The 24099-nt window shown below is 59.1% G+C and carries 23 protein-coding genes; 18 read left to right on the top strand and 5 right to left on the bottom strand.

Translation table 11 applies throughout. The features are described from left to right. Positions 1-28 precede the first annotated feature (28 nt). The gene (locus RR51_RS01050; RefSeq protein WP_015268429.1) at positions 29-913 is read right to left on the bottom strand and encodes an MBL fold metallo-hydrolase; all 885 of its coding nucleotides are present in this window, start codon (positions 911-913) and stop codon (positions 29-31) included. A gap of 222 nt (positions 914-1135) precedes the next feature. Between RR51_RS01050 and RR51_RS01045 the strand changes: the two genes are divergently transcribed. After that, positions 1136-2428 (top strand): sigma-54 interaction domain-containing protein, encoded by a 1293-nt coding sequence (locus tag RR51_RS01045; RefSeq protein ID WP_039612384.1) that lies wholly within the window; start codon positions 1136-1138, stop codon positions 2426-2428. A 241-nt stretch (positions 2429-2669) separates the two neighbouring features. Continuing rightward, complete coding sequence (locus RR51_RS01040; RefSeq protein WP_039612383.1) at positions 2670-3077, top strand: RcnB family protein; 408 nt, start codon at positions 2670-2672, stop codon at positions 3075-3077. 63 nt (positions 3078-3140) lie between these two features. Here RR51_RS01040 and gyrB read toward each other — a convergent pair whose 3' ends face one another. Genes gyrB through dnaA form a run of 4 tightly spaced genes read right to left on the bottom strand, consistent with a single transcriptional unit; the run spans position 3141 to position 9365 of the window. Beyond that, on the bottom strand, positions 3141-5561 hold the full coding sequence (gyrB, locus tag RR51_RS01035; protein WP_013970249.1) for a DNA topoisomerase (ATP-hydrolyzing) subunit B: 2421 nt from the start codon (positions 5559-5561) through the stop codon (positions 3141-3143). Between the two features lie 4 nt (positions 5562-5565). Then, complete coding sequence (gene recF, locus RR51_RS01030; RefSeq protein ID WP_003260018.1) at positions 5566-6669, bottom strand: DNA replication/repair protein RecF; 1104 nt, start codon at positions 6667-6669, stop codon at positions 5566-5568. A gap of 13 nt (positions 6670-6682) precedes the next feature. After that, a complete protein-coding gene (gene dnaN / locus RR51_RS01025) occupies positions 6683-7786 on the bottom strand; it encodes a DNA polymerase III subunit beta (protein WP_003260019.1) in 1104 nt (367 codons plus the stop codon). 40 nt (positions 7787-7826) lie between these two features. Next, positions 7827-9365, bottom strand: coding sequence for a chromosomal replication initiator protein DnaA (gene dnaA / locus RR51_RS01020; protein WP_039612382.1), 1539 nt, complete (start codon positions 9363-9365; stop codon positions 7827-7829). A gap of 595 nt (positions 9366-9960) precedes the next feature. Between dnaA and rpmH the strand changes: the two genes are divergently transcribed. The 16 genes from rpmH to atpG all read left to right on the top strand — a co-directional run bounded on the left by rpmH (position 9961) and on the right by atpG (position 24094). Then, positions 9961-10095 carry a 50S ribosomal protein L34 gene (rpmH, locus tag RR51_RS28755; RefSeq protein WP_003253163.1) on the top strand — a complete coding sequence of 45 codons (135 nt, stop codon included), beginning with the start codon at positions 9961-9963 and terminating at the stop codon, positions 10093-10095. Positions 10096-10108: 13 nt separating this feature from the next. After that, the gene (rnpA, locus tag RR51_RS28750; protein ID WP_003260020.1) at positions 10109-10513 is read left to right on the top strand and encodes a ribonuclease P protein component; all 405 of its coding nucleotides are present in this window, start codon (positions 10109-10111) and stop codon (positions 10511-10513) included. Further along, positions 10506-10751, top strand: coding sequence for a membrane protein insertion efficiency factor YidD (gene yidD / locus RR51_RS28745; protein WP_015268406.1), 246 nt, complete (start codon positions 10506-10508; stop codon positions 10749-10751). The genes rnpA and yidD overlap by 8 nt, the downstream gene beginning before the upstream one ends. Positions 10752-10753: 2 nt before the next feature. Further along, a complete protein-coding gene (gene yidC, locus RR51_RS01010) occupies positions 10754-12436 on the top strand; it encodes a membrane protein insertase YidC (protein ID WP_039612381.1) in 1683 nt (560 codons plus the stop codon). A gap of 88 nt (positions 12437-12524) precedes the next feature. Further along, a complete protein-coding gene (gene mnmE / locus RR51_RS01005) occupies positions 12525-13895 on the top strand; it encodes a tRNA uridine-5-carboxymethylaminomethyl(34) synthesis GTPase MnmE (protein WP_013970244.1) in 1371 nt (456 codons plus the stop codon). Positions 13896-14466: 571 nt separating this feature from the next. Next, positions 14467-16359: a tRNA uridine-5-carboxymethylaminomethyl(34) synthesis enzyme MnmG gene (gene mnmG / locus RR51_RS01000; RefSeq protein WP_039612380.1), complete on the top strand. Its 1893-nt coding sequence runs from the start codon at positions 14467-14469 to the stop codon at positions 16357-16359. Beyond that, a complete protein-coding gene (rsmG, locus tag RR51_RS00995; protein ID WP_039612379.1) occupies positions 16356-17006 on the top strand; it encodes a 16S rRNA (guanine(527)-N(7))-methyltransferase RsmG in 651 nt (216 codons plus the stop codon). Before mnmG ends, rsmG begins: the two co-directional genes overlap by 4 nt. A gap of 18 nt (positions 17007-17024) precedes the next feature. Then, a complete protein-coding gene (locus RR51_RS00990) occupies positions 17025-17816 on the top strand; it encodes a ParA family protein (protein ID WP_012274913.1) in 792 nt (263 codons plus the stop codon). Positions 17817-17825: 9 nt separating this feature from the next. Further along, on the top strand, positions 17826-18698 hold the full coding sequence (locus tag RR51_RS00985) for a ParB/RepB/Spo0J family partition protein (protein WP_003260029.1): 873 nt from the start codon (positions 17826-17828) through the stop codon (positions 18696-18698). A gap of 149 nt (positions 18699-18847) precedes the next feature. Then, positions 18848-19255: a F0F1 ATP synthase subunit I gene (locus RR51_RS00980; protein WP_008092225.1), complete on the top strand. Its 408-nt coding sequence runs from the start codon at positions 18848-18850 to the stop codon at positions 19253-19255. A 16-nt stretch (positions 19256-19271) separates the two neighbouring features. After that, positions 19272-20141, top strand: coding sequence for a F0F1 ATP synthase subunit A (atpB, locus tag RR51_RS00975; RefSeq protein ID WP_003260030.1), 870 nt, complete (start codon positions 19272-19274; stop codon positions 20139-20141). A 144-nt stretch (positions 20142-20285) separates the two neighbouring features. Then, the gene (gene atpE, locus RR51_RS00970) at positions 20286-20543 is read left to right on the top strand and encodes a F0F1 ATP synthase subunit C (protein ID WP_003097235.1); all 258 of its coding nucleotides are present in this window, start codon (positions 20286-20288) and stop codon (positions 20541-20543) included. Positions 20544-20599: 56 nt separating this feature from the next. Then, positions 20600-21070, top strand: coding sequence for a F0F1 ATP synthase subunit B (locus RR51_RS00965; protein ID WP_003260032.1), 471 nt, complete (start codon positions 20600-20602; stop codon positions 21068-21070). A 12-nt stretch (positions 21071-21082) separates the two neighbouring features. Further along, a complete protein-coding gene (locus RR51_RS00960; RefSeq protein ID WP_003260034.1) occupies positions 21083-21619 on the top strand; it encodes a F0F1 ATP synthase subunit delta in 537 nt (178 codons plus the stop codon). Between the two features lie 21 nt (positions 21620-21640). Further along, positions 21641-23185 carry a F0F1 ATP synthase subunit alpha gene (atpA, locus tag RR51_RS00955; RefSeq protein WP_013974906.1) on the top strand — a complete coding sequence of 515 codons (1545 nt, stop codon included), beginning with the start codon at positions 21641-21643 and terminating at the stop codon, positions 23183-23185. 48 nt (positions 23186-23233) lie between these two features. After that, complete coding sequence (gene atpG / locus RR51_RS00950; RefSeq protein WP_013974905.1) at positions 23234-24094, top strand: F0F1 ATP synthase subunit gamma; 861 nt, start codon at positions 23234-23236, stop codon at positions 24092-24094. Positions 24095-24099 lie beyond the last annotated feature (5 nt).

The following is a 24099-nucleotide window of genomic DNA, read 5'->3' as shown; positions in this document are numbered from 1 at the left end:
CTGTAAATCTGGTTATGGGGCAGGGCGGTCACAGCTTGTTCAGCGGAATCTTCAGGTAGCTCACACCGTTGTCTTCCGGCGCGGGGAACTGGCCGCTGCGCATGTTCACCTGCACCGAAGGCAGGATCAGCACGGGCATGTCGAGGGTCTTGTCGCGGGCTTCACGCATGGCGACGAAGCTATCCTCATCGATGCCCTGGTGGATATGAATATTGTTGGCGCGCTGCTCGGCGACGGTGGTGACGTACTGCATGTCACGGCCACCTGGCAGGTAGTCGTGGCACATGAACAGCCGGGTCTGGTCGGGGAAGGCCAGCAGGCGACGGATCGAGCGGTACAGGGTGCGAGCATCAGCCCCAGGGAAGTCGCAACGGGCGGTACCGTAGTCGGGCATGAACAGGGTGTCGCCGACGAACACCGCTGTCTCGCCGGCGTCCTCGATCATGAAGCTCATGCACGCAGGTGTGTGCCCCGGGGTGTGCAACGCACGGGCATGCAGGTTGCCAATGCGGAAACCTTCCTCGTCCTCGAACAGCACATCGAACTGGCTGCCATCGCGGGCGAAGCCAGGCTCGGCGTTGAACAAGGCACCGAACACTTTCTGTACCTGGGTGATGTGCGCGCCGATGGCGGTATGGCCGCCAAGCTTTTCCTTCAAATAGGCCGCCGCCGAAAGGTGGTCGGCATGCACATGGGTTTCCAGCACCCACTGCACGTCAGCTCGCAGCTCCTTCACCCGGTTAATCAACTGGTCCGCCGAAGCAGTGCAGGTACGCCCCGACTTGGGGTCATAGTCCAGGACACTGTCGATCAACGCACACTTGCGCGTTTCGCCGTCCATGACGAGGTAGCTGATGGTGGAGGTCGCCTTGTCGTAAAAGGCGTCCACGTGCAGGTTGTTGCCGATGATCATCGCGTTCTCCAATTTATCCGCCCAGCCTTGTACAGGCGTAGGCAGTGCCAGGAGGTTTATCAAGATGCATGCCAGGCATTTTCCTGCGCTTGGGCCAATGAAACCGGCCCGTTGCTGACAATTGCCGACGACAGTGGCAGCGCAGATGGCAGTCGACTGTCAGCCAATGGCAGTGTTTGGCAGTCCTTGTTACCCTGCGCCGGTCATCCAATCGGTGCCGTCATGCCTGAAGCCCATCCCCTCATCCTAGCTTTGGTTTCCTATCTTGAGCACGATGCCCTGCCAACCATCGTGCTAGATACCGACTACAACATCCTGGCGGCCAACGCTGCCTATCGCCGCCAGTTCGGTCGCCATGAGCAGGCGCCGCTGGGTGAGAAATGCCACAAGGTCTCGCACCACTACGCCGTGCCTTGCGACCAGGCCGGCGAGCATTGCCCGATGCGCAAGGCGTGGCACAGCAAGGCACCGGAGCGGGTTTTGCACATTCATCACACGCCACGCGGCCCCGAGCATGTGGATGTAGAGCTGCGGCCGATCCTGGATGAACAGGGCAGGGTGGTGGCCTTTGTCGAACGCCTCACCAGCATCACCCTCGCGTCGGCGCAGCCTCAGGAACAAGGACTGGTCGGCCGCGCGCCAGCGTTCAAAGCGGCCCTGGCCAGCCTGCAACGTGCGGCACCGGCGCAGATCCCGGTGTTGCTACAGGGTGAGTCGGGTACCGGCAAGGAACTGTTCGCCCGTGCGGTGCACATGGGCAGCCCCAGGGCCAACGGCCCGTTGGTGGTGGTTGACTGTACCGGCCTGACCGAGTCGTTGTTCGAGAGCGAGTTGTTCGGCTACGAGAAGGGCGCGTTCACTGGCGCCAACCAGCGCAAGATCGGCCTGGCTGAAGCGGCGCATGGTGGCACCCTGTTTCTGGATGAAATTGGCGAGGTCCCGCTGGCGATGCAAGTGAAGCTGCTGCGCCTGATCGAGTCCGGCAGCTTCCGCCCGGTGGGTAGCCTGCGTACGGTGCATTCGGATTTCCGCCTGGTATCGGCAACCCATAAACCGCTGAAGCAAATGGTCGCGGACGGCACCTTCCGCGAAGACCTGTACTACCGCATCAGCGGCTTCCCGATACGTCTGCCGGCATTGCGCGAACGAGCAGAAGACCTGCCGTTGCTCGCCCAGAGCCTGCTGCAGCGCATGGCCGGCAAGCCGACACCCAGGCTGAGCGACGAGGCCTTGCAGAAACTCGTGCTGCATCCATTCCCAGGCAATATTCGCGAACTTCGCAACATTCTGGAAAGGGCGCGGTTGTTTGCGGACGACGGACTTATCCGGCCCGAGCATTTGCCGGAGGACATTGGGTCGACAGGAGCGATCACGGCAGATGGCCGGCGCAATCACCTGGGTGAGCTGGCCCAGGCACTGCAACAGTTCAAGGGCTCGCGCAGTGAACTGGCCCGTCACCTTGGCCTGAGCGAGCGAACCCTGTATCGCCGGTTGAAGGAGCTTGGCCTGAATTGACGCCTTCGGTTAACGCGGTCTACAAGGGCCCGCGTATCCCCGAGGGCAACACACATCCTGTGGGAGCGGGTTCACCCGCGAACACCGGCGAAGCCGGTGCCATCCACCGCGCATCCTCAGACCTTTACCGGACCTTTACCTCTGTCCTGACATTAAGCGGGAATGATTGTGGTCTGATCAGTTAACCGAACCTGGCAGCCAGTCAGATCCCGCCAGGCGTCAACATGCTGAGGACCGCAAAATGAAGACAACCCTGACCGTGATCTGCGCCGCGCTCATGCTCAGCGCCCCCTTGGCCAGTTTCGCGCAGCCAGGCCCACCTGACCGGCATGATGGCGGCCCATCGCACCAGGGCAACCCACCGCATGGTCAGCCAGAGTACCAAGGCCGACATGATAATGGCCGCGGTCCCGCTTATCGCGACCCGAATTTCCGCCCACAACCGGGCATGCCGGTTCCGCATCAGCAGTGGCAGCGTGGCCATGTGGTTGACCCGCATTACCGTGGCGACCGTTACTGGGTGACCGACTGGAAAGCACGCCACCTGTATGCGCCACCACGTGATCACCGCTGGTTGTATGTGAATGGGGACTATGTGCTGGTGGCTATTGCCAGTGGTGTGATCGTCAACGTCCTCAGCGGTTACTGATTTCTACAGGCACTAAAAAGCCCGCTTTCGCGGGCTTTTTAGTGCTTGGCGATCTACACCGGATCAGAAGTCCAGGTTCGATACCGACAGCGCGTTGCTTTCGATGAAGTCACGACGCGGCTCTACCGCATCACCCATCAGGGTGTTGAAGATCTGGTCGGCAGCGATCGCATCCTCGATTGTGACCTTGAGCATACGGCGGACGGTTGGGTCCATGGTGGTTTCCCACAGCTGCTCAGGGTTCATCTCGCCCAGCCCTTTGTATCGCTGGATGGTGTGGCGCTTGGTGGTTTCGTTCATCAGCCAATCCAGGCCTTCCTTGAACTCGACGATTGCCTTGCGGCGCTCACCGCGCTGCACATAAGCACCTTCGCCCAACAAGCTGGACAGCTTGGCACCAATGTTGACTACGGTACGGTAGTCATTACTGCCGAAGAAGTCCCGGTTGAAGGTGACGTAGCTGGCCAGGCCGTGGGAGGTAACTTCCACTTCTGGCAACCATACGTTGCGCTCTTTGTCTTCGCGCAGGCTGGCTTTGTAAACCAGACCGGACTTCTGGCTGTTGTTCAGGCGCTCCTGGAACTGGGCCAGCCAGGCTTGCATCACAGCGTGGTCACCCAGCTGTTCCAGGCTCACCTCCGGCAAGTAGATGAAGTGCTCGGTCAGCTCTTCCGGGTACAAGCGAGACAGACGCTTGAGGGTCTTCATGACACTACGGAACTCATTCACCAGTGCTTCCAGCTGCACACCGGAAACCGCTGGCGCCGACTCGTCCAAGTGCAGGCTGGCATCTTCCAGGGCCGACTGGGTCATGTACTCTTCCATGGCCTCGTCGTCCTTGATGTACTGCTCCTGCTTGCCTTTCTTCACCTTGTACAGCGGTGGCTGGGCAATGTAGATGTAGCCGCGCTCGACCAGCTCCGGCAGCTGACGGAAGAAGAAGGTCAGCAGCAGGGTACGGATGTGCGAACCGTCAACGTCAGCATCGGTCATGATGATGATGTTGTGATAACGCAGCTTGTCGATGTTGTACTCTTCGCGACCGATACCACAGCCCAGTGCAGTGATCAGCGTGCCAACTTCCTGGGACGAGATCATCTTGTCGAAGCGCGCTTTCTCGACGTTGAGGATTTTACCCTTCAACGGCAGGATCGCCTGGGTACGACGGTTGCGGCCTTGCTTCGCCGAGCCACCCGCGGAGTCACCCTCCACCAGGTACAGTTCGGAAAGGGCAGGGTCCTTTTCCTGGCAGTCCGCCAGTTTGCCTGGCAGGCCGGCAATATCCAGCGCGCCTTTACGGCGAGTCATTTCACGGGCTTTACGTGCTGCTTCACGGGCACGGGCAGCATCGATCATCTTGCCAACGACGGCCTTGGCCTCGTTCGGGTTTTCCAGCAGGAAGTCGGCGAAGTACTTGTTCATCTCCTGTTCCACGGCGGTTTTCACCTCCGAGGAGACCAGCTTGTCCTTGGTCTGCGAGCTGAACTTAGGGTCCGGCACCTTCACCGAGATGATCGCGGTCAGGCCTTCACGGGCGTCGTCGCCAGTGGTCGCCACCTTGTTCTTCTTGGCCAGGCCTTCCTGTTCGATGTAGCTGTTCAGGCTACGGGTCAGCGAGGAACGGAAGCCCACCAGGTGAGTACCGCCATCACGCTGCGGAATGTTGTTGGTGAAGCACAACAGGTTTTCGTTGAAGCTGTCGTTCCACTGCAGGGCGACTTCAACACCCACGCCATCGTCACGCTGGACGTTGAAGTGGAATACCTGGGAGTTGACCGGGGTCTTGTTGGTGTTCAGGTATTCGACGAACGCACGCAGGCCGCCTTCGTATTTGAAGAACTCTTCCTTACCGCTACGTTCATCCTTCAGCAGGATGCCAACGCCCGAGTTGAGGAACGACAGTTCGCGGATACGCTTGGCCAGGATGTCCCAACTGAAGTGAATGTTCTTGAAGGTTTCAGCCGAAGGCTTGAAGTGGATGTGGGTACCGGTGGTTTCGCTGTCACCGACAACCGCCATCGGTGCCTGTGGAACACCGTGAACGTAGGTCTGTTCCCAGATCTTGCCGCTACGGCGAACGGTCAGTACCAGTTTCTCAGACAGGGCGTTCACTACAGAAACACCTACGCCGTGCAGACCGCCGGATACCTTGTAGGAGTTGTCGTCGAACTTACCACCAGCGTGCAGCACGGTCATGATGACCTCGGCTGCGGAAACGCCTTCTTCTTTATGCACGTCGACCGGAATGCCGCGACCGTTGTCGCGCACACTGATGGATTCGTCCGGGTGGATGATGACGGTGATGTCATCGCAGTGACCGGCGAGGGCTTCGTCGATCGAGTTGTCGACCACCTCGAAGACCATGTGGTGCAGGCCGCTACCATCATCGGTGTCGCCAATGTACATGCCGGGGCGCTTGCGCACGGCATCCAAACCTTTCAGCACCTTGATGCTGGAGGAGTCGTACGTTTGATTTTCGCTCATGCATTCACTCCCGATGGTCGTGGGTCTGGGTGATACGGCCTTGTTCCACGTGGAACAAAGCAACTGGCGTTTCCGTCTGCCAGCCTTCCCTCAGTAATTCGTGATCTACACAGGTGATGAACACCTGGCAGCGTAATTCTTCAAGCAAGCGACACAGCGCGCGGCGATGCTGGTCGTCCAGTTCGGACGGCAAGTCATCCACGAGATAAATACAGTGACCGCGGCGAGCCTGACTAACGAGGTGGCCTTGGGCAATGCGCAATGCGCACACCACCAGCTTTTGCTGACCACGCGACAGGATGTCGGCTGCATTGTTGGCAGCCAGACGAAGACGCAGATCAGCACGCTGCGGACCGGCCTGGGTGTGGCCCATCTGCTGATCGCGAAGGAGAGAGGAAGCGAGTACTTCTTGCAGTTCCCGGTCCTTGTCCCAGCCTCGGTAGTAGCTAAGGGTCAACCCGTCCAGCTCGACCAGTTCGCTCAGGGTTCGCTCGAAGACGGGCTTCAAGGCCTTGATGTAGTTGCGACGGTATTCATCTATTTCCGCACTGGCCAGGCACAATTCCCGGTCCCAGGCGGCTTGCGAAGCTGGGTCAAGTGTACCATGCCGCAACCATGAGTTCCGCTGCCGCAGTGCCTTCTGCAGCCGTTGCCAGGCTGGCAGAAAACGAGGTTCCACGTGGAACACCCCCCAATCCAGGAACTGGCGGCGTATTTTCGGAGCGCCTTCCAACAAGCGGAAACTGTCCGGATTGATGAGCTGGAGCGGTAGCAATTCAGCCAGTTGCGCCGCACTCCGCGCATTCTGCCCATCGATGCGAATAGTGAACTCCCCCTGCCGCTCCCGGGATACACCCAGGTTACTGCTGCCACCTTCGGCCAATTGCACTTCGCCGAACACGGTACAGGCCGGTTGTTCGTACTGGATAACCGGGTTCAGGCGGGTGCTGCGGAACGAGCGCGCCAGCCCGAGCAGGTGCACGGCCTCAAGCACGCTGGTTTTGCCGCTGCCGTTGGCGCCGTAAAGGATGTTGATGCGGGGGGACGGTGAGAGTGTCACCGGGTGCAAGTTGCGCACCGCGGTGACCATGATACGTCGAAGAGACATTTCGCCTGCTACGTTACAGACGCATCGGCATGACAACGTAGGAAGAATCGTCATTGCCAGCTTCCTGCAGCAGGGCACTGCTGTTGGAATCGGACAGGATCAGACGAACTTGCTCGGTAGTCATTACGCCCAGCACGTCCAGCAGGTAGCTGACGTTGAAGCCGATTTCCAGCGAGCTACCTTCGTAGTCCACGCTGATTTCTTCTTCAGCTTCTTCCTGCTCGGGGTTGTTGGCCTGGATTTTCAGTTGGCCAGCAGCCAGTTGCAGGCGGATACCGCGGTACTTTTCGTTGGAAAGAATCGCAGTACGGCTGAAGGCTTCACGCAGCGCCTGACGGTCGCCGACCACCAGCTTGTCACCGCCCTTGGGCAGTACGCGCTCGTAGTCCGGGAACTTGCCGTCCACCAGTTTGGAAGTGAAGGTGAATTCACCGGTGGTGGCGCGAATGTGGTGCTGGCCCAGGACGATGCTGACCATGCCTTCCGGGTCGGTCAGCAGGCGTGCCAGTTCGAGGATACCTTTGCGTGGCACGATGACCTGGTGGCGATCATCCTGCTCGATCGGTGCGCTCATGGAGCAAAGCGCCAGGCGGTGACCGTCAGTGGACACAGCTCGCAGGGTGTTGCGGGAAACCTCCAGCAGCATACCGTTGAGGTAGTAGCGCACATCCTGCTGGGCCATGGCGAAACTGGTGCGCTCGATCAGGCGACGCAGCTTGCTCTGTTCCAGGTTGCAGGTCAGCGAGCCCGGGCCTTCTTCCACGGTCGGGAAGTCATTGGCTGGCAGGGTCGACAGGGTAAAGCGGCTGCGGCCGGCCTTGACCAACAGTTTCTGCTCGTCGACCTTGATATCGATCAGGGCATCGTTCGGCAGGCTTTTGCAAATGTCCATCAGCTTGCGTGCCGGGACAGTGATTTCGCCAGGCTCGGCCGGCTCTTCCAGTTGCACGCGGCCTACCAGTTCGACTTCCAGGTCGGTACCAGTCAACGACAGTTGCTGGCCTTGCACGACCAGCAATACGTTGGACAGGACCGGCAAGGTCTGGCGGCGCTCGACGACACCGGCGACCAGTTGCAGGGGTTTCAACAGGGCTTCGCGTTGAATGGTGAAATGCATGGTCTAGTCCCTTGCCTTCAATTAGCTGCGCAGACGGCCATCAGGTCGTCAGCGTCCGCAGCAGGTTCTTGTAGTCCTCGCGGATGTCCGCGTCGGATTCCTTCAGTTCGTTGATCTTGCGGCAGGCGTGCAGCACGGTCGTATGGTCGCGACCACCGAACATGTCGCCGATTTCCGGCAGACTGTGGTTGGTCAGTTCCTTGGACAGGGCCATGGCCACCTGGCGTGGACGCGCCACGGAACGTGAACGACGCTTGGACAACAGATCGGAGATCTTGATCTTGTAGTACTCGGCGACGGTACGCTGAATGTTATCCACACTGACCAGCTTGTCCTGGAGCGCCAGCAGGTCCTTGAGCGACTCACGAATCAGTTCAATGGTGATGTCGCGGCCCATGAAGTGCGAGTGAGCGATCACCCGCTTCAATGCGCCTTCCAGTTCACGGACGTTGGAACGAATGCGCTGGGCAATGAAGAAGGCCGCGTCATGTGGCAGTTCGACCTTGGCCTGGTCGGCCTTCTTCATCAGGATCGCCACGCGGGTTTCCAGCTCTGGTGGCTCGACCGCCACCGTCAGGCCCCAACCAAAGCGCGACTTCAGACGCTCTTCCAGGCCTTCGATCTCCTTGGGGTAGCGGTCAGAGGTAAGGATTACCTGCTGGCCACCCTCGAGCAGGGCGTTGAAGGTGTGGAAAAACTCTTCCTGCGAGCGCTCTTTACGGGCAAAGAACTGGATATCGTCGATCAGCAACGCATCCACCGAGCGGTAGAAACGCTTGAATTCGTTGATGGCGTTGAGCTGCAGCGCCTTGACCATGTCCGCGACGAAGCGCTCCGAATGCAGGTACACGACCTTGGCGTTCGGATTCTTCTTCAGCAGGTGGTTACCCACAGCATGCATGAGGTGGGTTTTACCCAGGCCCACACCACCATAAAGGAAGAGCGGGTTGTAACCATGCTTGGGGTTGTCTGCCACCTGCCAGGCAGCCGCGCGCGCCAGCTGGTTCGACTTACCTTCGACGAAGGTGTCGAAGGTGAAGGTGCGGTTCAGGTAACTGGTGTGTTTGAGCGCACCTTCAACCTGCACGGTACGCTGTTCGGTCCTGGCACTGCCAGACGACGCAGAAGCCGGTTCGGCCATGGCATCAAAGCTATCACGCGAGGATGGCTCGGCCAGTTCATCGACCAGCACAGGCTCAGCCGCCGCGACGGCGACGGGTTCGACCGCTGCCGGCACTGCCTTCTGTGTCTGGCTCTGGGCCTGGGTCTGGGCCAGCGAGGCGGCCACCGCTGCACTTACTGGCGCGTTGGGTGCAGCACGTGGCGCGGAGCTGCGACGGCTGCCGATCAACAAGGAAAGGGCAGGCGCAATGCCGCTGCCGTTTTCGCCCAACAGCTCGAGCAAACGACCCAGGTACTTTTCATTGACCCAATCGAGAACGAAACGGTTAGGCGCATAGACGCGCAACTCGTCGCCTTCGGCTTCGACCTGTAGCGGACGGATCCAGGTGTTGAATTGCTGGGCAGGCAGTTCATCGCGCAGAAGCTCCACGCACTGCTGCCAAAGTTCCACTGACACGGATATCCCCTGAGTTTGAAAGCCGGATGAGGCAAAAACAAACCGCCATTGTACCGGTCGAGCGTTCAGTTATCCACATGTGGACACGTTAGGAACCATGCCAAAACAGCCATTTATCGACCAAAACGGCTTCCTCACACTGTGAATAAGCCCTGTGGATAAGCGGCCATGAGCGCTATGCACAACCTTGAGGTCAGGCCTGTTGATAACTCCCCTGTGGATAAGCGGTGATTTAATCCACAGCTTTTGACCACGAAGAAAACAAGCGCAGCACCGGTTGAGAACACAGTTGTAAAACTCTGTACAGCCCGGATTTTCTGGCCTAGAGCATGTTATCCACAGAAGGTTATCCACTTAAGATTTATAGATTCTTCAGAAAAGCTTTTTATATGTCTCTTCTTTTTTTTCATGTTGTCCCCAATTCGTGTGTCCGATCAAGCACCCTTGGTGAATGGACAAGCACGCACCGTCCATCACGTGCTCTATATGGAAAGACTGGTTGGAAATTGACCTACGGGCTTGCTTTCTCTAGAATCGCCGGTCTCTTAAAAAGGGGGCCATCCCGGCCCGTCGTCGACAAACCAGGTAACACGCCATGAAACGTACTTTCCAACCAAGCACCATCAAGCGCGCGCGCACCCACGGCTTCCGTGCCCGTATGGCTACCAAGAACGGCCGCGCTGTTCTGTCGCGTCGTCGTGCCAAAGGCCGTAAGCGTCTGGCCATTTGATTTTTCGGCACAGGTGGTGAGTCAGGACTTCAGTCGGGAAAAGCGACTGCTTACACCCCGACATTTCAAAGCGGTCTTCGACTCCCCAACCGGCAAGGTTCCAGGGAAAAACCTGCTGATCCTTGCTCGCGAGAACGGCCTCGATCACCCCCGCCTTGGCCTGGTGATCGGCAAGAAGAGCGTCAAGCTCGCCGTTCAACGCAACCGCCTCAAGCGCTTGATGCGCGATTCCTTTCGCCTGAACCAGCAATTGCTTGCCGGGTTGGACATTGTGATCGTCGCGCGCAAGGGATTGGGTGAGATAGAAAACCCGGAATTGCACCAACACTTTGGCAAACTCTGGAAACGCCTGGCGCGCAGCCGGCCCAGTCCAGCAGTAACCGCCAATTCCGTAGGGGTAGACAGCCAAGATGCGTAAACTGGCGCTCGTTCCGATCCAGTTTTACCGTTACGCCATTAGTCCTCTGATGGCCAACCACTGTCGTTTCTTCCCCAGTTGCTCCTGTTACGCTTATGAAGCCATCGAAAACCACGGCCTCTGGCGTGGTGGGTGGCTAGCCGTTCGTCGCCTGGGGCGTTGTCATCCGTGGAACGACGGCGGTTTCGATCCCGTTCCTCCCGCTCCTTCCTCCCGAACTTCTTCGATAGCCGAGTAATCATGGATATTAAACGCACGATCCTGATCGTCGCCCTGGCAATCGTGTCCTACGTCATGGTCCTCAAGTGGAACCAGGACTACGGCCAGGCTGCCCTGCCGACTCAGAATACTGCTGCCAGCACCGTTGCCCCGGGTTTGCCGGATGGCGTACCGGCCGGTAATGCCGGCGCCAGCGCCGATGTGCCAAGCGCCAACGCCGAAACCAGCGCTGCCGAACTGGCGCCGGTTGCGGTCAGCAAGGACCTGATCCGGGTCAAGACCGATGTCCTGGAACTGGCTATCGATCCGGTCGGTGGTGACATCGTCCAGTTGAACCTGCCGCAGTACCCACGTCGTCAGGACCACCCGGACATTCCGTTCCAACTGTTCGACAACGGTGGCGAGCGTGTCTACCTGGCACAAAGCGGCCTGACCGGCGTCAACGGTCCGGATGCACGTCCTGCCGGTCGCCCTCTGTACGCTACTGACAAGAAGGGTTACCAGCTGGCCGATGGTCAGGAACAACTGGTGGTCGACCTGAAGTTCAGCGACAACGGCGTCAACTACATCAAGCGCTTCAGCTTCAAGCGTGGCGAGTATGACCTGACCGTCAGCTACCTGATCGACAACCAGAGCGGCCAGGCCTGGAGCGGCAACATGTTTGCCCAGCTCAAGCGTGACGCCAGCTCCGATCCGTCGTCGAGCACTGCCACCGGCACCGCTACTTACCTGGGCGCTGCCCTGTGGACCCCTTCCGAGCCTTACAAAAAGGTCTCGATGAAGGACATCGACAAAGGCAATTTGAAAGAAAATGTGTCCGGCGGCTGGGTTGCCTGGCTGCAGCACTACTTCGTGACCGCCTGGATTCCGGCCAAGTCGGACAACAACGTTGTCCAGACCCGCAAGGACAGCCAAGGCAACTACATCATCGGCTACACCGGCCCGGCCATCAGCGTGCCTGCTGGCGGCAAGGTCGAAACCAGCGCCATGCTGTATGCCGGCCCGAAAATCCAGTCCAAGCTGAAAGAGTTGTCCCCAGGTCTTGAACTGACTGTCGACTACGGTTTCCTGTGGTTCATCGCCCAGCCGATATTCTGGCTGCTGCAACATATCCACAGCCTGCTGGGTAACTGGGGCTGGTCGATCATCGTGCTGACCATGCTGATCAAAGGCCTGTTCTTCCCGCTGTCGGCTGCCAGCTACCGTTCGATGGCGCGCATGCGTGCCGTCGCACCAAAGCTCGCTGCACTGAAGGAACGCTTCGGTGACGATCGCCAGAAGATGTCCCAGGCGATGATGGAGCTGTACAAGAAAGAGAAGATCAACCCGCTGGGCGGCTGCCTGCCGATCCTGGTGCAGATGCCAGTGTTCCTGGCCCTGTACTGGGTACTGCTGGAAAGCGTGGAAATGCGCCAGGCCCCATGGATGCTGTGGATTACCGACCTGTCGATCAAGGATCCGTTCTTCATCCTGCCGATCATCATGGGCGCCACCATGTTCATCCAGCAGCGCCTGAACCCGACGCCGCCGGATCCGATGCAGGCCAAGGTGATGAAAATGATGCCGATCATCTTCACCTTCTTCTTCCTGTGGTTCCCGGCTGGTCTGGTGCTGTACTGGGTTGTGAACAACTGCCTGTCGATCACACAGCAGTGGTACATCACTCGCAGCATCGAAGCAGCCAGCAAAAAAGCTGCTGCTTGACAGGCTACTGCGCTAGCCTGTGAATAAAAAACGCCCCCTAGTGGGGCGTTTTTGCTATCTGTCGTTTTTGTCGTAGAGGCTTTCGAGCATGAACACTGTGCGTGAAACCATCGCCGCCATCGCCACCGCCCAGGGCCGCGGCGGTGTGGGTATTGTCAGGTTGTCCGGCCCTCTGGCCGCCAAGGCCGGCCAGTTGATCACCGGCCGTACGCTTACCCCGCGCCACGCCCATTACGGCCCGTTCCGCGACGAGGAAGGCCTGGTACTGGATGAAGGGATCGCGCTGTTCTTCCCCGGGCCGAATTCGTTCACCGGCGAGGACGTGCTGGAACTGCAGGGCCATGGTGGCCCGGTGGTGCTGGATATGCTGCTGCAGCGCTGTGTACAGGTTGGTTGCCGGCTGGCTCGCCCGGGTGAGTTCAGCGAACGTGCATTCCTCAACGACAAGCTCGACCTGGCCCAGGCCGAAGCCATTGCCGATCTGATCGAAGCCAGTTCCAGCCAAGCTGCGCGCAATGCCCTGCGTTCGCTGCAGGGGGAGTTCTCCAAGCGCGTGCACTTCCTGACCGAGGCGTTGATTGCGCTGCGCATCTACGTCGAGGCGGCGATCGACTTCCCTGAAGAGGAAATCGACTTCCTCGCCGACGGCCATGTGCTGGCGATGCTCGATACGGTGCGGGGCGAGTTGTCCAAAGTACAGCGTGAAGCCGGGCAGGGGGCTTTGCTGCGTGATGGCATGACTGTGGTCATCGCCGGTAGGCCGAATGCCGGCAAGTCGAGCCTGCTGAACCAGCTGGCCGGACGGGAAGCGGCCATCGTCACCGACATTGCCGGCACCACGCGGGACATCCTGCGCGAACATATCCACATCGACGGCATGCCGCTGCACGTGGTCGATACTGCCGGTTTGCGCGACACCGATGACCATGTGGAAAAGATTGGCGTGGAACGTGCGCTGAAGGCCATTGGCGAGGCAGACCGGGTGTTGTTGGTGGTGGACTCCACCGCGCCCGAGGCCAGCGACCCGTTTGCCCTGTGGCCAGAATTTCTCGACCAGCGGCCAGACCCGGCCAAGGTGACGCTGATTCGAAACAAGGCCGATCTTAGTGGTGAGCGGGTAGCGCTGGAACAGTGCGATGACGGGCATGTAACGATCACCCTCAGTGCCAAAGGGGACGATGCAGGGCTGCAGTTGCTGCGTGACCACCTGAAGGCCTGCATGGGTTATGAACAGACGGCCGAGAGTGGCTTCAGCGCTCGCCGGCGCCATCTGGATGCCCTGCGCCAGGCCAGTGAGCACCTGGAACATGGCCGTGCACAACTGACCCTGGCTGGCGCGGGTGAGCTGTTGGCGGAAGACCTGCGGCAGGCGCAGCAGGCCCTGGGGGAGATTACCGGGGCATTCAGCTCTGATGACCTGCTGGGGCGGATTTTCTCCAGCTTCTGCATCGGCAAGTAATTCACAGCCAGGCAAAACCAAGAGCCGCTCCTTCGGGAGCGGCTTTTTTTTTGCCTCAAATTTCGCAGCTCCTACGGAAAACGCGCCGCACCTGCAGGCTGTGCAGACCCCTGTGGGAGCGGCTTCACCCGCGAAGAGGCCGGTGCAGGTTCACATTTTTTTCATTTACCTACCCCAATCTGCTCTCAGGAGCCCTGTGGAAAACTCGCCTTCAGCTCCGTTGATAAGCAGGCTTTTTTTCTGAGGACAAACCCGCTTGTGGGTAAACAGCCATTTAATCCACAGGCTAAATCGTGTTATCCATAACCCTCATGGTACTCCAGCCACAGGGTTTAATTTTGCTCTACACAGCATGGATAAAGGCCTGTATAAGCTTATCCACAGAAAGGCTTGTGCATAAGAATAAACATAAAAACAAAGCTTTTTTAAATTTTTCCTCTTTGATTTCTGTTGGCTGCCACTCATCCACAGACTGGTCAAAATTTGCTCAGACGGTTTCTTTAAAGGGGGTGAAGTCCCTATACTTGTCCGCTTACCTTCTCTATTCGCAAAAACAGGCACGAGGTGCGTGGTGGATTTCCCTTCCCGTTTTGAAGTGATCGTCATCGGCGGCGGCCATGCCGGTACCGAGGCTGCGCTTGCGTCTGCACGCATGGGTGTGAAAACCCTGCTGTTGACCCATAACGTGGAAACCCTCGGTCACATGAGCTGCAACCCCGCCATTGGCGGTATTGGCAAAAGCCATCTGGTCAAAGAGATCGATGCCCTCGGCGGCGCCATGGCGCTGGCCACCGACAAGAGCGGCATCCAGTTCCGCGTTCTGAACAACCGCAAGGGCCCGGCTGTACGCGCCACCCGTGCACAGGCCGACCGCGCCATCTACAAGGCAGTGGTGCGCGAAATCCTGGAAAACCAGCCGAACCTGTGGATATTCCAGCAGTCCTGCGACGACCTGATCGTCGAACAGGACCAGGTCAAAGGCGTGGTGACCCAGATGGGCCTGCGTTTCTTCGCCGAATCGGTGGTACTGACCACCGGTACTTTCCTCGGCGGGCTTATCCACATTGGTTTGCAAAACCATTCCGGTGGTCGCGCCGGTGATCCGCCTTCGATCGCCTTGGCCCACCGCATGCGTGAACTTCCGCTGCGCGTCGGCCGCCTGAAAACCGGTACCCCGCCGCGTATCGACGGCCGTTCGGTGGACTTCTCGGTGATGACCGAGCAACCAGGCGATACGCCGATCCCGGTGATGTCGTTCATGGGCAACGCCCAGATGCACCCGCGTCAGGTGAGCTGCTGGATTACCCACACCAATGCGCGCACCCACGAGATCATCGCCTCGAACCTCGACCGTTCGCCGATGTACTCGGGTGTCATCGAAGGTGTTGGCCCGCGCTACTGCCCGTCGATCGAAGACAAGATCCACCGCTTCGCCGACAAGGAAAGCCACCAGGTGTTCATTGAGCCGGAAGGCCTGACCACCCATGAGCTGTACCCCAACGGTATTTCCACTTCGTTGCCGTTCGACGTGCAGCTGGAGCTGGTGCGGTCGATCCGCGGCATGGAGAACGCCCACATCGTGCGCCCGGGCTATGCCATCGAATACGACTACTTCGACCCGCGTGACCTCAAGTACAGCCTCGAGACCAAAGTCATCGGCGGCCTGTTCTTCGCCGGCCAGATCAACGGCACCACCGGTTACGAAGAAGCCGGCGCCCAAGGTCTGCTGGCCGGGACCAACGCGGCCCTGCGGGCGCAGGGCCGAGACAGCTGGTGCCCGCGCCGCGACGAGGCATACATCGGCGTACTAGTCGACGACCTGATTACCCTGGGTACCCAAGAGCCGTACCGCATGTTCACTTCGCGTGCCGAGTACCGCCTGATCCTGCGCGAAGACAACGCCGACCTGCGCCTGACCGAAAAGGGGCGCGAACTCGGCCTGATCGACGACCAGCGTTGGGCCGCCTTCTGCGCCAAGCGCGACGGCATCGAACGCGAGGAGCAGCGCCTGAGGTCGACCTGGGTACGCCCGAACACCGAGCAAGGCCAGGCCATTGTGGATAAGTTCGGTACTCCGCTCAGCCACGAGTACAGTCTGCTCAACCTGCTGGCGCGCCCGGAAATCGACTACGCCGGGCTGATCGAGGCAACCGGTGGTGAAGCGATCGATCCACAGGTCGCCGAGCAGGTCGAAATCCGCACCAAGTACGCCGGCTACATCGACCGCCAGCAGGATGAAATCGCACGTCTGCGCGCCAGCGAAGATACCCGCCTGCCTGTGGATATCGATTACTCGACGATTTCCGGCCTGTCCAAGGAAATCCAGGGCAAGCTGGGCCAGACCCGTCCGGAAACCCTGGGTCAGGCTTCGCGTATCCCGGGCGTGACCCCGGCGGCTATTTCCCTGTTGCTGATTCACTTGAAAAAACGCGGCGCTGGCCGCGAATTGGAGCAAAGCGCTTGAGTTCCCTGGTCACCCCGCAACACGCTGAAGAGTTGTCCACAGGTGCGCGTCAGCTCGGTGTCGAGCTGAGCGCCGAGCATCACGAAAAGCTGCTCGGCTACCTCGCCCTGCTGATCAAATGGAACAAAGCCTACAACCTCACCGCCGTGCGCGACCCCGACGAGATGGTGTCGCGTCACCTGCTCGACAGCCTCAGTGTCATGCCGTTTATCCACAGCGAGCGTGATAACTGGCTGGATGTCGGCAGTGGCGGTGGCATGCCCGGTATCCCGTTGGCTATCCTGCATCCAGACAAGCGCGTGACGGTGCTGGACGCCAATGGCAAGAAGACCCGCTTCCTGACCCAGGTGAAAATGGAGCTCAAGCTGGACAACCTCACGGTTATCCACAGCCGGGTCGAAGCCTTCCAGCCGGCACAACCTTTCAGCGGAATCATCTCTCGCGCCTTCAGCAGCATGGAGAACTTCACCAACTGGACCCGCCACCTGGGCGACACCGGGACGCAATGGCTTGCAATGAAGGGGCTGCATCCTGCCGATGAACTGGTAGCATTGCCCGCAGACTTCACAGTGGAAAGCGAGCAGGCCCTGACCGTTCCAGGTTGCCAGGGCCAGCGCCATCTGCTGATACTGCGCCGCAAGGCATGACTGGGAACACACGCAACAATGGCTAAGGTATTCGCAATCGCGAACCAGAAAGGTGGTGTGGGCAAGACCACCACCTGTATCAATCTCGCCGCCTCGCTGGCCGCGACCAAGCGTCGTGTGCTGCTGATCGACCTCGATCCGCAGGGCAACGCCACCATGGGCAGCGGTGTGGACAAGCACGAGCTCGAGCACTCGGTCTACGACCTGTTGATCGGGGAATGCGACCTGGCCCAGGCCATGCATTACTCCGAGCACGGTGGTTTCCAGTTGCTGCCGGCCAACCGTGACCTGACAGCCGCCGAAGTGGTGCTGCTGGAAATGCAGGTCAAGGAGAGCCGCCTGCGCAACGCCTTGGCGCCTATCCGCGAGAACTACGACTACATCCTCATCGATTGCCCTCCGTCGCTGTCGATGCTGACGCTCAACGCCCTGGTCGCTTCCGATGGCGTGATCATTCCGATGCAGTGCGAGTATTACGCACTGGAAGGTCTCAGCGACCTTGTGGATAACATCAAGCGCATCGCCGCCCGGCTGAACCCGGAGCTGAAGATCGAGGGCCTGCTGCGGACCATGTACGATCCACGCCTGAGCCTGAACAACGATGTTTCGGCGCAGCTGAAGGAGCACTTTGGCCCGCAGCTGTACGACACGGTCATTCCGCGCAACATTCGCCTGGCCGAGGCCCCGAGCTTCGGCATGCCGGCCCTGGCCTACGACAAGCAATCGCGAGGCGCGCTGGCTTATCTGGCCCTGGCCGGGGAACTGGTACGCCGTCAACGCCGTCAATCACGCACTGCACAAACAACTTAAGGAATCCGTATGGCCGTCAAGAAACGGGGTCTCGGACGTGGGTTGGATGCACTGCTCAGTGGTCCTTCCGTCAGCGCGCTCGAAGAGCAGGCTGTGAAGATCGACCAGAAAGAACTGCAACACCTGCCGGTCGAGCTGATCCAGCGTGGCAAGTACCAGCCGCGCCGGGACATGGACCCGGAGGCGCTGGAAGAGCTCGCGCACTCGATTCGCAACCATGGCGTGATGCAACCGATCGTGGTGCGCCCGATCGATGGTAACCGCTACGAGATCATCGCCGGTGAGCGCCGCTGGCGCGCCACCCAGCAGGCTGGCCTGGACAAGATCCCGGCGATGGTCCGCGAAGTGCCCGACGAAGCCGCCATCGCCATGGCGCTGATCGAGAACATCCAGCGTGAAGACCTCAACCCGCTGGAAGAGGCGCTCGCCCTGCAGCGCCTGCAGCAGGAGTTCGAGCTCACCCAGCAACAGGTGGCCGATGCCGTGGGCAAGTCGCGGGTGACCGTGGCCAACCTGCTGCGCCTGATCACCCTGCCTGACGCGATCAAGACCATGCTCGCCCATGGCGACCTGGAGATGGGCCACGCCCGTGCATTGCTCGGCCTGGAAGAACACCGCCAGGAAGAGGGGGCGCGTCATGTTGTCGCACGTGGCCTCACCGTGCGCCAAACCGAGGCACTGGTTCGTCAGTGGCTCAGCGACAAACCTGATCCGGTCGAACCGAGCAAACCTGATCCGGATATCGCACGCCTTGAACAGCGGCTCGCAGAGCGCCTGGGCTCGGCCGTGCAGATACGCCATGGCAACAAGGGCAAAGGCCAATTGGTTATTCGCTACAACTCGCTTGACGAGTTGCAAGGCGTGCTTGCTCACATCCGCTGAAACAATTCCCGTTGTAGCGCGCAGTCGGAAATCACTACCGAATAGTTGAATAGGGGTTAATCCACCCCTATACTCTGCGCGCATTTTGTCGGCACAAATTATGCCAAGTCATAACTGACTTGCTGGTCGACTTCCGAGGAGCAGTTGTGATGGAAATCCGCACGCCAAACCGCCTGCCTTTCCATCGCTGGGCGGTTTTCCCGGTACTGCTGGCTCAATTCGTCGTACTGCTGCTGGCAACGTTGGTGTTGTGGCAGTGGAAAGGGGCGGTCAGTGGATATTCAGGCCTTTGCGGAGGTTTGATTGCCTGGCTACCCAATGTGTATTTCGCCTGGAAGGCTTTTCGCTTCAGCGGGGCCCGGGCGGCACAAGCCATCGTCAAGTCGTTCTACGCTGGCGAGGCAGGCAAGATGATTTTGACGGCAGTGCTTTTTGCACTGACCTTCGCAGGAGTGAAGCCACTGGCGCCGCTAGCAGTATTCGGCGTCTTCGTGTTGACCCTTTTGGTCAGCTGGTTCGCGCCCCTGCTGATGAATAAAAGACTTTCGAGACCTTAGGGCGTTTGAGGCAACCATGGCAGCAGAAACCGCTTCGGGCTATATCCAGCACCACTTGCAGAACCTGACCTACGGTCAACTACCAGACGGCAGCTGGGGCTTCGCCCATTCGGCTGCAGAAGCCAAGGCAATGGGCTTCTGGGCGTTCCACCTGGACACCCTGGGTTGGTCCGTCGCGCTGGGTCTGATCTTCCTGTTCATCTTCCGCATGGCGGCCAAGAAGGCGACTTCCGGCCAACCTGGCGGCCTGCAGAACTTCGTAGAAGTGATGGTGGACTTCGTCAACGGCAGCGTGAAGGACTCCTTCCACGGCCGTAGCCCGGTAATCGCTCCGCTGGCGCTGACCATTTTCGTCTGGGTATTCCTGATGAACGCCGTCGACCTGGTACCGGTCGACTGGATTCCTCAGCTGGCCATCCTGATATCCGGTGACCCGCACATTCCGTTCCGCGCCGTGTCGACCACCGACCCGAACGCGACCCTGGCCATGGCCTTCTGCGTGTTCGCCCTGATCATCTTCTACAGCATCAAGGTCAAGGGCCTGGGCGGCTTCATCGGTGAGCTGACCCTGCACCCGTTCGGCAGCAAGAACATCTTCGTTCAGATCCTGCTGATTCCGGTCAACTTCCTGCTGGAATTCGTCACCCTGATCGCCAAGCCGATCTCGCTGGCACTGCGTCTGTTCGGCAACATGTATGCCGGCGAACTGGTGTTCATCCTGATCGCTGTAATGTTCGGCTCCGGCCTGCTGTGGCTCAGCGGCCTGGGTGTGGTGCTGCAATGGGCGTGGGCTGTATTCCACATCCTGATCATCACCCTGCAAGCTTTCATCTTCATGATGCTGACCATCGTCTACCTGTCGATGGCTCACGAAGATAACCATTAAGACCGCCTGGCGTGTCTGATAGCCTTCCCCGCCTGTTCGGGGGGAGGGCTTAAAAAGTCCGCAAGGGCATGCTGTACCAAACGATTTGTTTTACCGCTTCAAACTAAAAACCTAACCAATACGACGTAAAAGTCGGGAGGAAAGATGGAAACTGTAGTTGGTCTGACCGCTATCGCTGTTGCTCTGCTGATCGGCCTGGGTGCTCTGGGTACCGCCATTGGTTTCGGCCTGCTGGGCGGCAAGTTCCTGGAAGGCGCTGCTCGTCAACCAGAAATGGTTCCGATGCTGCAGGTTAAAATGTTCATCGTTGCCGGTCTGCTCGACGCCGTAACCATGATCGGTGTTGGTATCGCTCTGTTCTTCACCTTCGCGAATCCGTTCGTTGGTCAGATCGCCGGCTAATCACTCGTCACCACGAGTTGATGGCTGTATGAATTAAGACCGAGCGAGGTGTTGGCGTGAACATTAATGCAACCCTGATTGGCCAATCCGTTGCTTTTCTGATTTTTGTACTCTTCTGCATGAAGTATGTGTGGCCTCCGGTCATCACTGCCCTGCAAGAGCGCCAAAAGAAGATTGCCGACGGCTTGGACGCTGCCAACCGCGCAGCTCGCGACCTGGAGCTGGCCCAAGAGAAAGCGGGTCAGCAACTGCGCGAAGCTAAAGCACAGGCAGCCGAAATCATCGAGCAAAGCAAGAAACGCGCTGCTCAGCTTGTCGAGGAAGCCCGTGATCAGGCCCGCGTCGAAGCTGACCGTGTGAAGGCTCAGGCTCTGGCCGAGATCGAACAGGAACTGAACAGCGCTAAAGACGCCCTGCGCGCCCAAGTGGGTGCCCTGGCCGTTGGTGGTGCTGAAAAGATCCTTGGCGCCACAATCGATCAAAACGCGCATGCGGAGCTGGTTAACAAACTGGCCGCTGAAATTTAAGCGAGGGCGATCATGGCAGAACTGACCACGTTGGCCCGACCTTACGCTAAGGCTGCCTTTGAGCATGCCCAGGCCCATCAGCAACTGGCCAATTGGTCAGCCATGCTCGGCCTGGCTGCTGCGGTGTCGCAAGACGACACCATGCAGCGCCTGCTCAAGGCCCCGCGACTGACGAGCGCAGAAAAGGCCGCCACGTTCATTGACGTGTGCGGTGACAAGTTCAATGCACAGGCACGGAATTTCATTCATGTTGCCGCGGAAAACGACCGTCTCCTGCTTCTGCCGGAGATTGCCGCCCTGTTCGACCTGTACAAGGCCGAGCAAGAGAAATCCGTGGACGTGGAAGTCACCAGTGCCTTCGCGTTGAACCAAGAACAGCAAGACAAACTCGCCAAGGTTCTCAGTGCACGGTTAGGCCAGGAAGTGCGCCTGCACGCGTCGGAGGATGCCAGCCTGATTGGCGGCGTCGTCATCCGCGCTGGTGACCTGGTAATCGATGGCTCTGTTCGCGGCAAAATCGCGAAACTGGCCGAAGCATTGAAATCTTGAGTTTGAAGGGGCAGCAGAGCAATGCAGCAACTCAATCCTTCCGAAATTAGTGAAATCATCAAGGGCCGCATCGACAACCTCGATGTGAGCTCCCAAGCCCGTAACGAAGGTACCGTTGTTTCGGTATCCGACGGTATCGTGCGGATCCACGGTCTGGCCGACGTCATGTACGGCGAAATGATCGAGTTCCCTGGCAGCGTATTCGGCATGGCCCTGAACCTGGAGCAAGACTCCGTAGGTGCAGTGATCCTGGGTGCCTATGACACCCTCGCCGAAGGCATGAGCGCCAAGTGCACCGGTCGCATCCTGGAAGTTCCGGTCGGCAAAGGCCTGCTGGGCCGCGTCGTCGACGCTCTGGGTAACCCGATCGATGGCAAAGGTCCTCTGACCACCACCGAAACCGACGCGGTCGAAAAGGTCGCTCCAGGCGTGATCTGGCGTAAGTCGGTAGACCAGCCTGTACAGACTGGCTACAAGTCCGTCGACGCCATGATCCCTGTCGGCCGTGGCCAGCGCGAGCTGATCATCGGTGACCGTCAGATCGGCAAGACCGCCATGGCCATCGACGCCATCATCAACCAGAAAGACTCCGGTATTTTCTGTGTTTATGTTGCTGTCGGCCAGAAGCGTTCCACCGTTGCCAACATCGTTCGCAAGCTGGAAGAAGCCGGCGCCCTGGCCAACACCATCGTGGTCGTTGCCAGTGCTTCGGAATCCGCCGCACTGCAGTTCCTGGCGCCATACGCCGGCTGCACCATGGGCGAGTTCTTCCGTGACCGCGGTGAAGACGCCCTGATCGTTTACGATGACCTGTCCAAGCAGGCCGTTGCCTACCGTCAGATCTCCCTGCTGCTGCGTCGTCCACCAGGACGTGAAGCGTACCCAGGTGACGTGTTCTATCTCCACTCCCGTCTGCTGGAGCGTGCATCGCGCGTTTCGGAAGAGTATGTCGAGAAGTTCACCAACGGCGCAGTCACTGGCAAGACCGGTTCCCTGACCGCCCTGCCGATCATCGAAACCCAGGCTGGCGACGTTTCCGCGTTCGTTCCGACCAACGTGATTTCCATCACCGACGGTCAGATCTTCCTGGAATCGGCCATGTTCAACTCGGGCATCCGCCCAGCAGTGAACGCCGGTGTTTCGGTATCCCGCGTAGGTGGTGCCGCTCAGACCAAGATCATCAAGAAGCTGTCCGGTGGTATCCGTACCGCTCTGGCTCAGTACCGTGAACTGGCTGCATTCGCCCAGTTCGCTTCCGATCTGGACGAAGCGACCCGCAAGCAGCTGGAGCATGGTCAGCGCGTTACCGAGCTGATGAAGCAGAAGCAGTACGCGCCGATGTCCATCGCGGACATGGCCCTGTCGCTGTATGCCGCTGAGCGTGGCTTCCTGACTGACGTAGAAGTCTCCAAGATCGGTAGCTTCGAGCAAGCACTGATCGCCTTCTTCAACCGTGATCACGCTGAACTGATGGCGAAGATCAACGTGAAGGGTGACTTCAACGACGAAATCGACGCAGGCCTGAAAGCCGGTATCGAGAAGTTCAAGGCCACCCAGACCTGGTAAGCCGCAGCGGGGGCTCAGGCCCCCGCTTGCTAACCTGATAGGTGATACATGGCAGGCGCAAAAGAGATTCGCAGTAAGATTGCGAGCATCAAAAGCACGCAAAAAATTACCAGCGCCATGGAGAAAGTGGCGGTCAGCAAGATGCGCAAGGCACAAATGCGCATGGCTGCTAGCCGTCCTTACGCGGAGCGTATCCGCCAGGTGATAGGTCATCTGGCCAACGCCAACCCGGAATATCGCCACCCGTTCATGATCGAGCGCCCTGTAAAGCGCGCCGGTTATATCGTGGTGAGCAGTGACCGTGGTCTGTGCGGTGGCTTGAACACCAACCTGTTCAAGGCCCTGGTCAAGGACATGAACGAAAACCGCGAACAGGGCGTGGAAATCGACCTGTGCGTGATCGGCAGCAAGGGTGCGACTTTCTTCCGCATCTTTGGCGGCAACGTCGTAGCCGCGATCAGCCACTTGGGCGAAGAGCCATCGATCAACGATCTGATCGGCTCCGTCAAAGTGATGCTGGACGCCTACCTGGACGGCCGTATCGATCGCCTCTCGGTGGTTTCGAACAAGTTCATCAACACCATGACCCAGAAGCCAACGGTCGAGCAATTGGTACCGTTGGTGGCAACCCCGGATCAGGATCTCAAGCATCACTGGGACTACCTGTACGAACCCGACGCAAAAGAGCTGCTGGACGGCTTGATGGTGCGTTACGTGGAGTCGCAGGTGTACCAGGCGGTGGTCGAGAACAACGCTGCTGAACAAGCGGCCCGGATGATCGCCATGAAGAACGCCACAGACAACGCCGGTGATTTGATCAAAGAGCTTCAGTTGATCTACAACAAGGCGCGTCAGGCTGCGATCACCCAGGAGATCTCGGAAATCGTCGGCGGCGCTGCCGCGGTTTAACGGTT

The sequence above is a fragment of the Pseudomonas sp. C5pp genome (genome assembly GCF_000814065.1).
Taxonomy (GTDB): Bacteria; Pseudomonadota; Gammaproteobacteria; order Pseudomonadales; family Pseudomonadaceae; genus Aquipseudomonas; species Aquipseudomonas asiatica.
The sequence above is the reverse complement of the archived record's forward strand: the minus strand, read 5'-3'. Positions and strand labels throughout refer to the sequence as shown.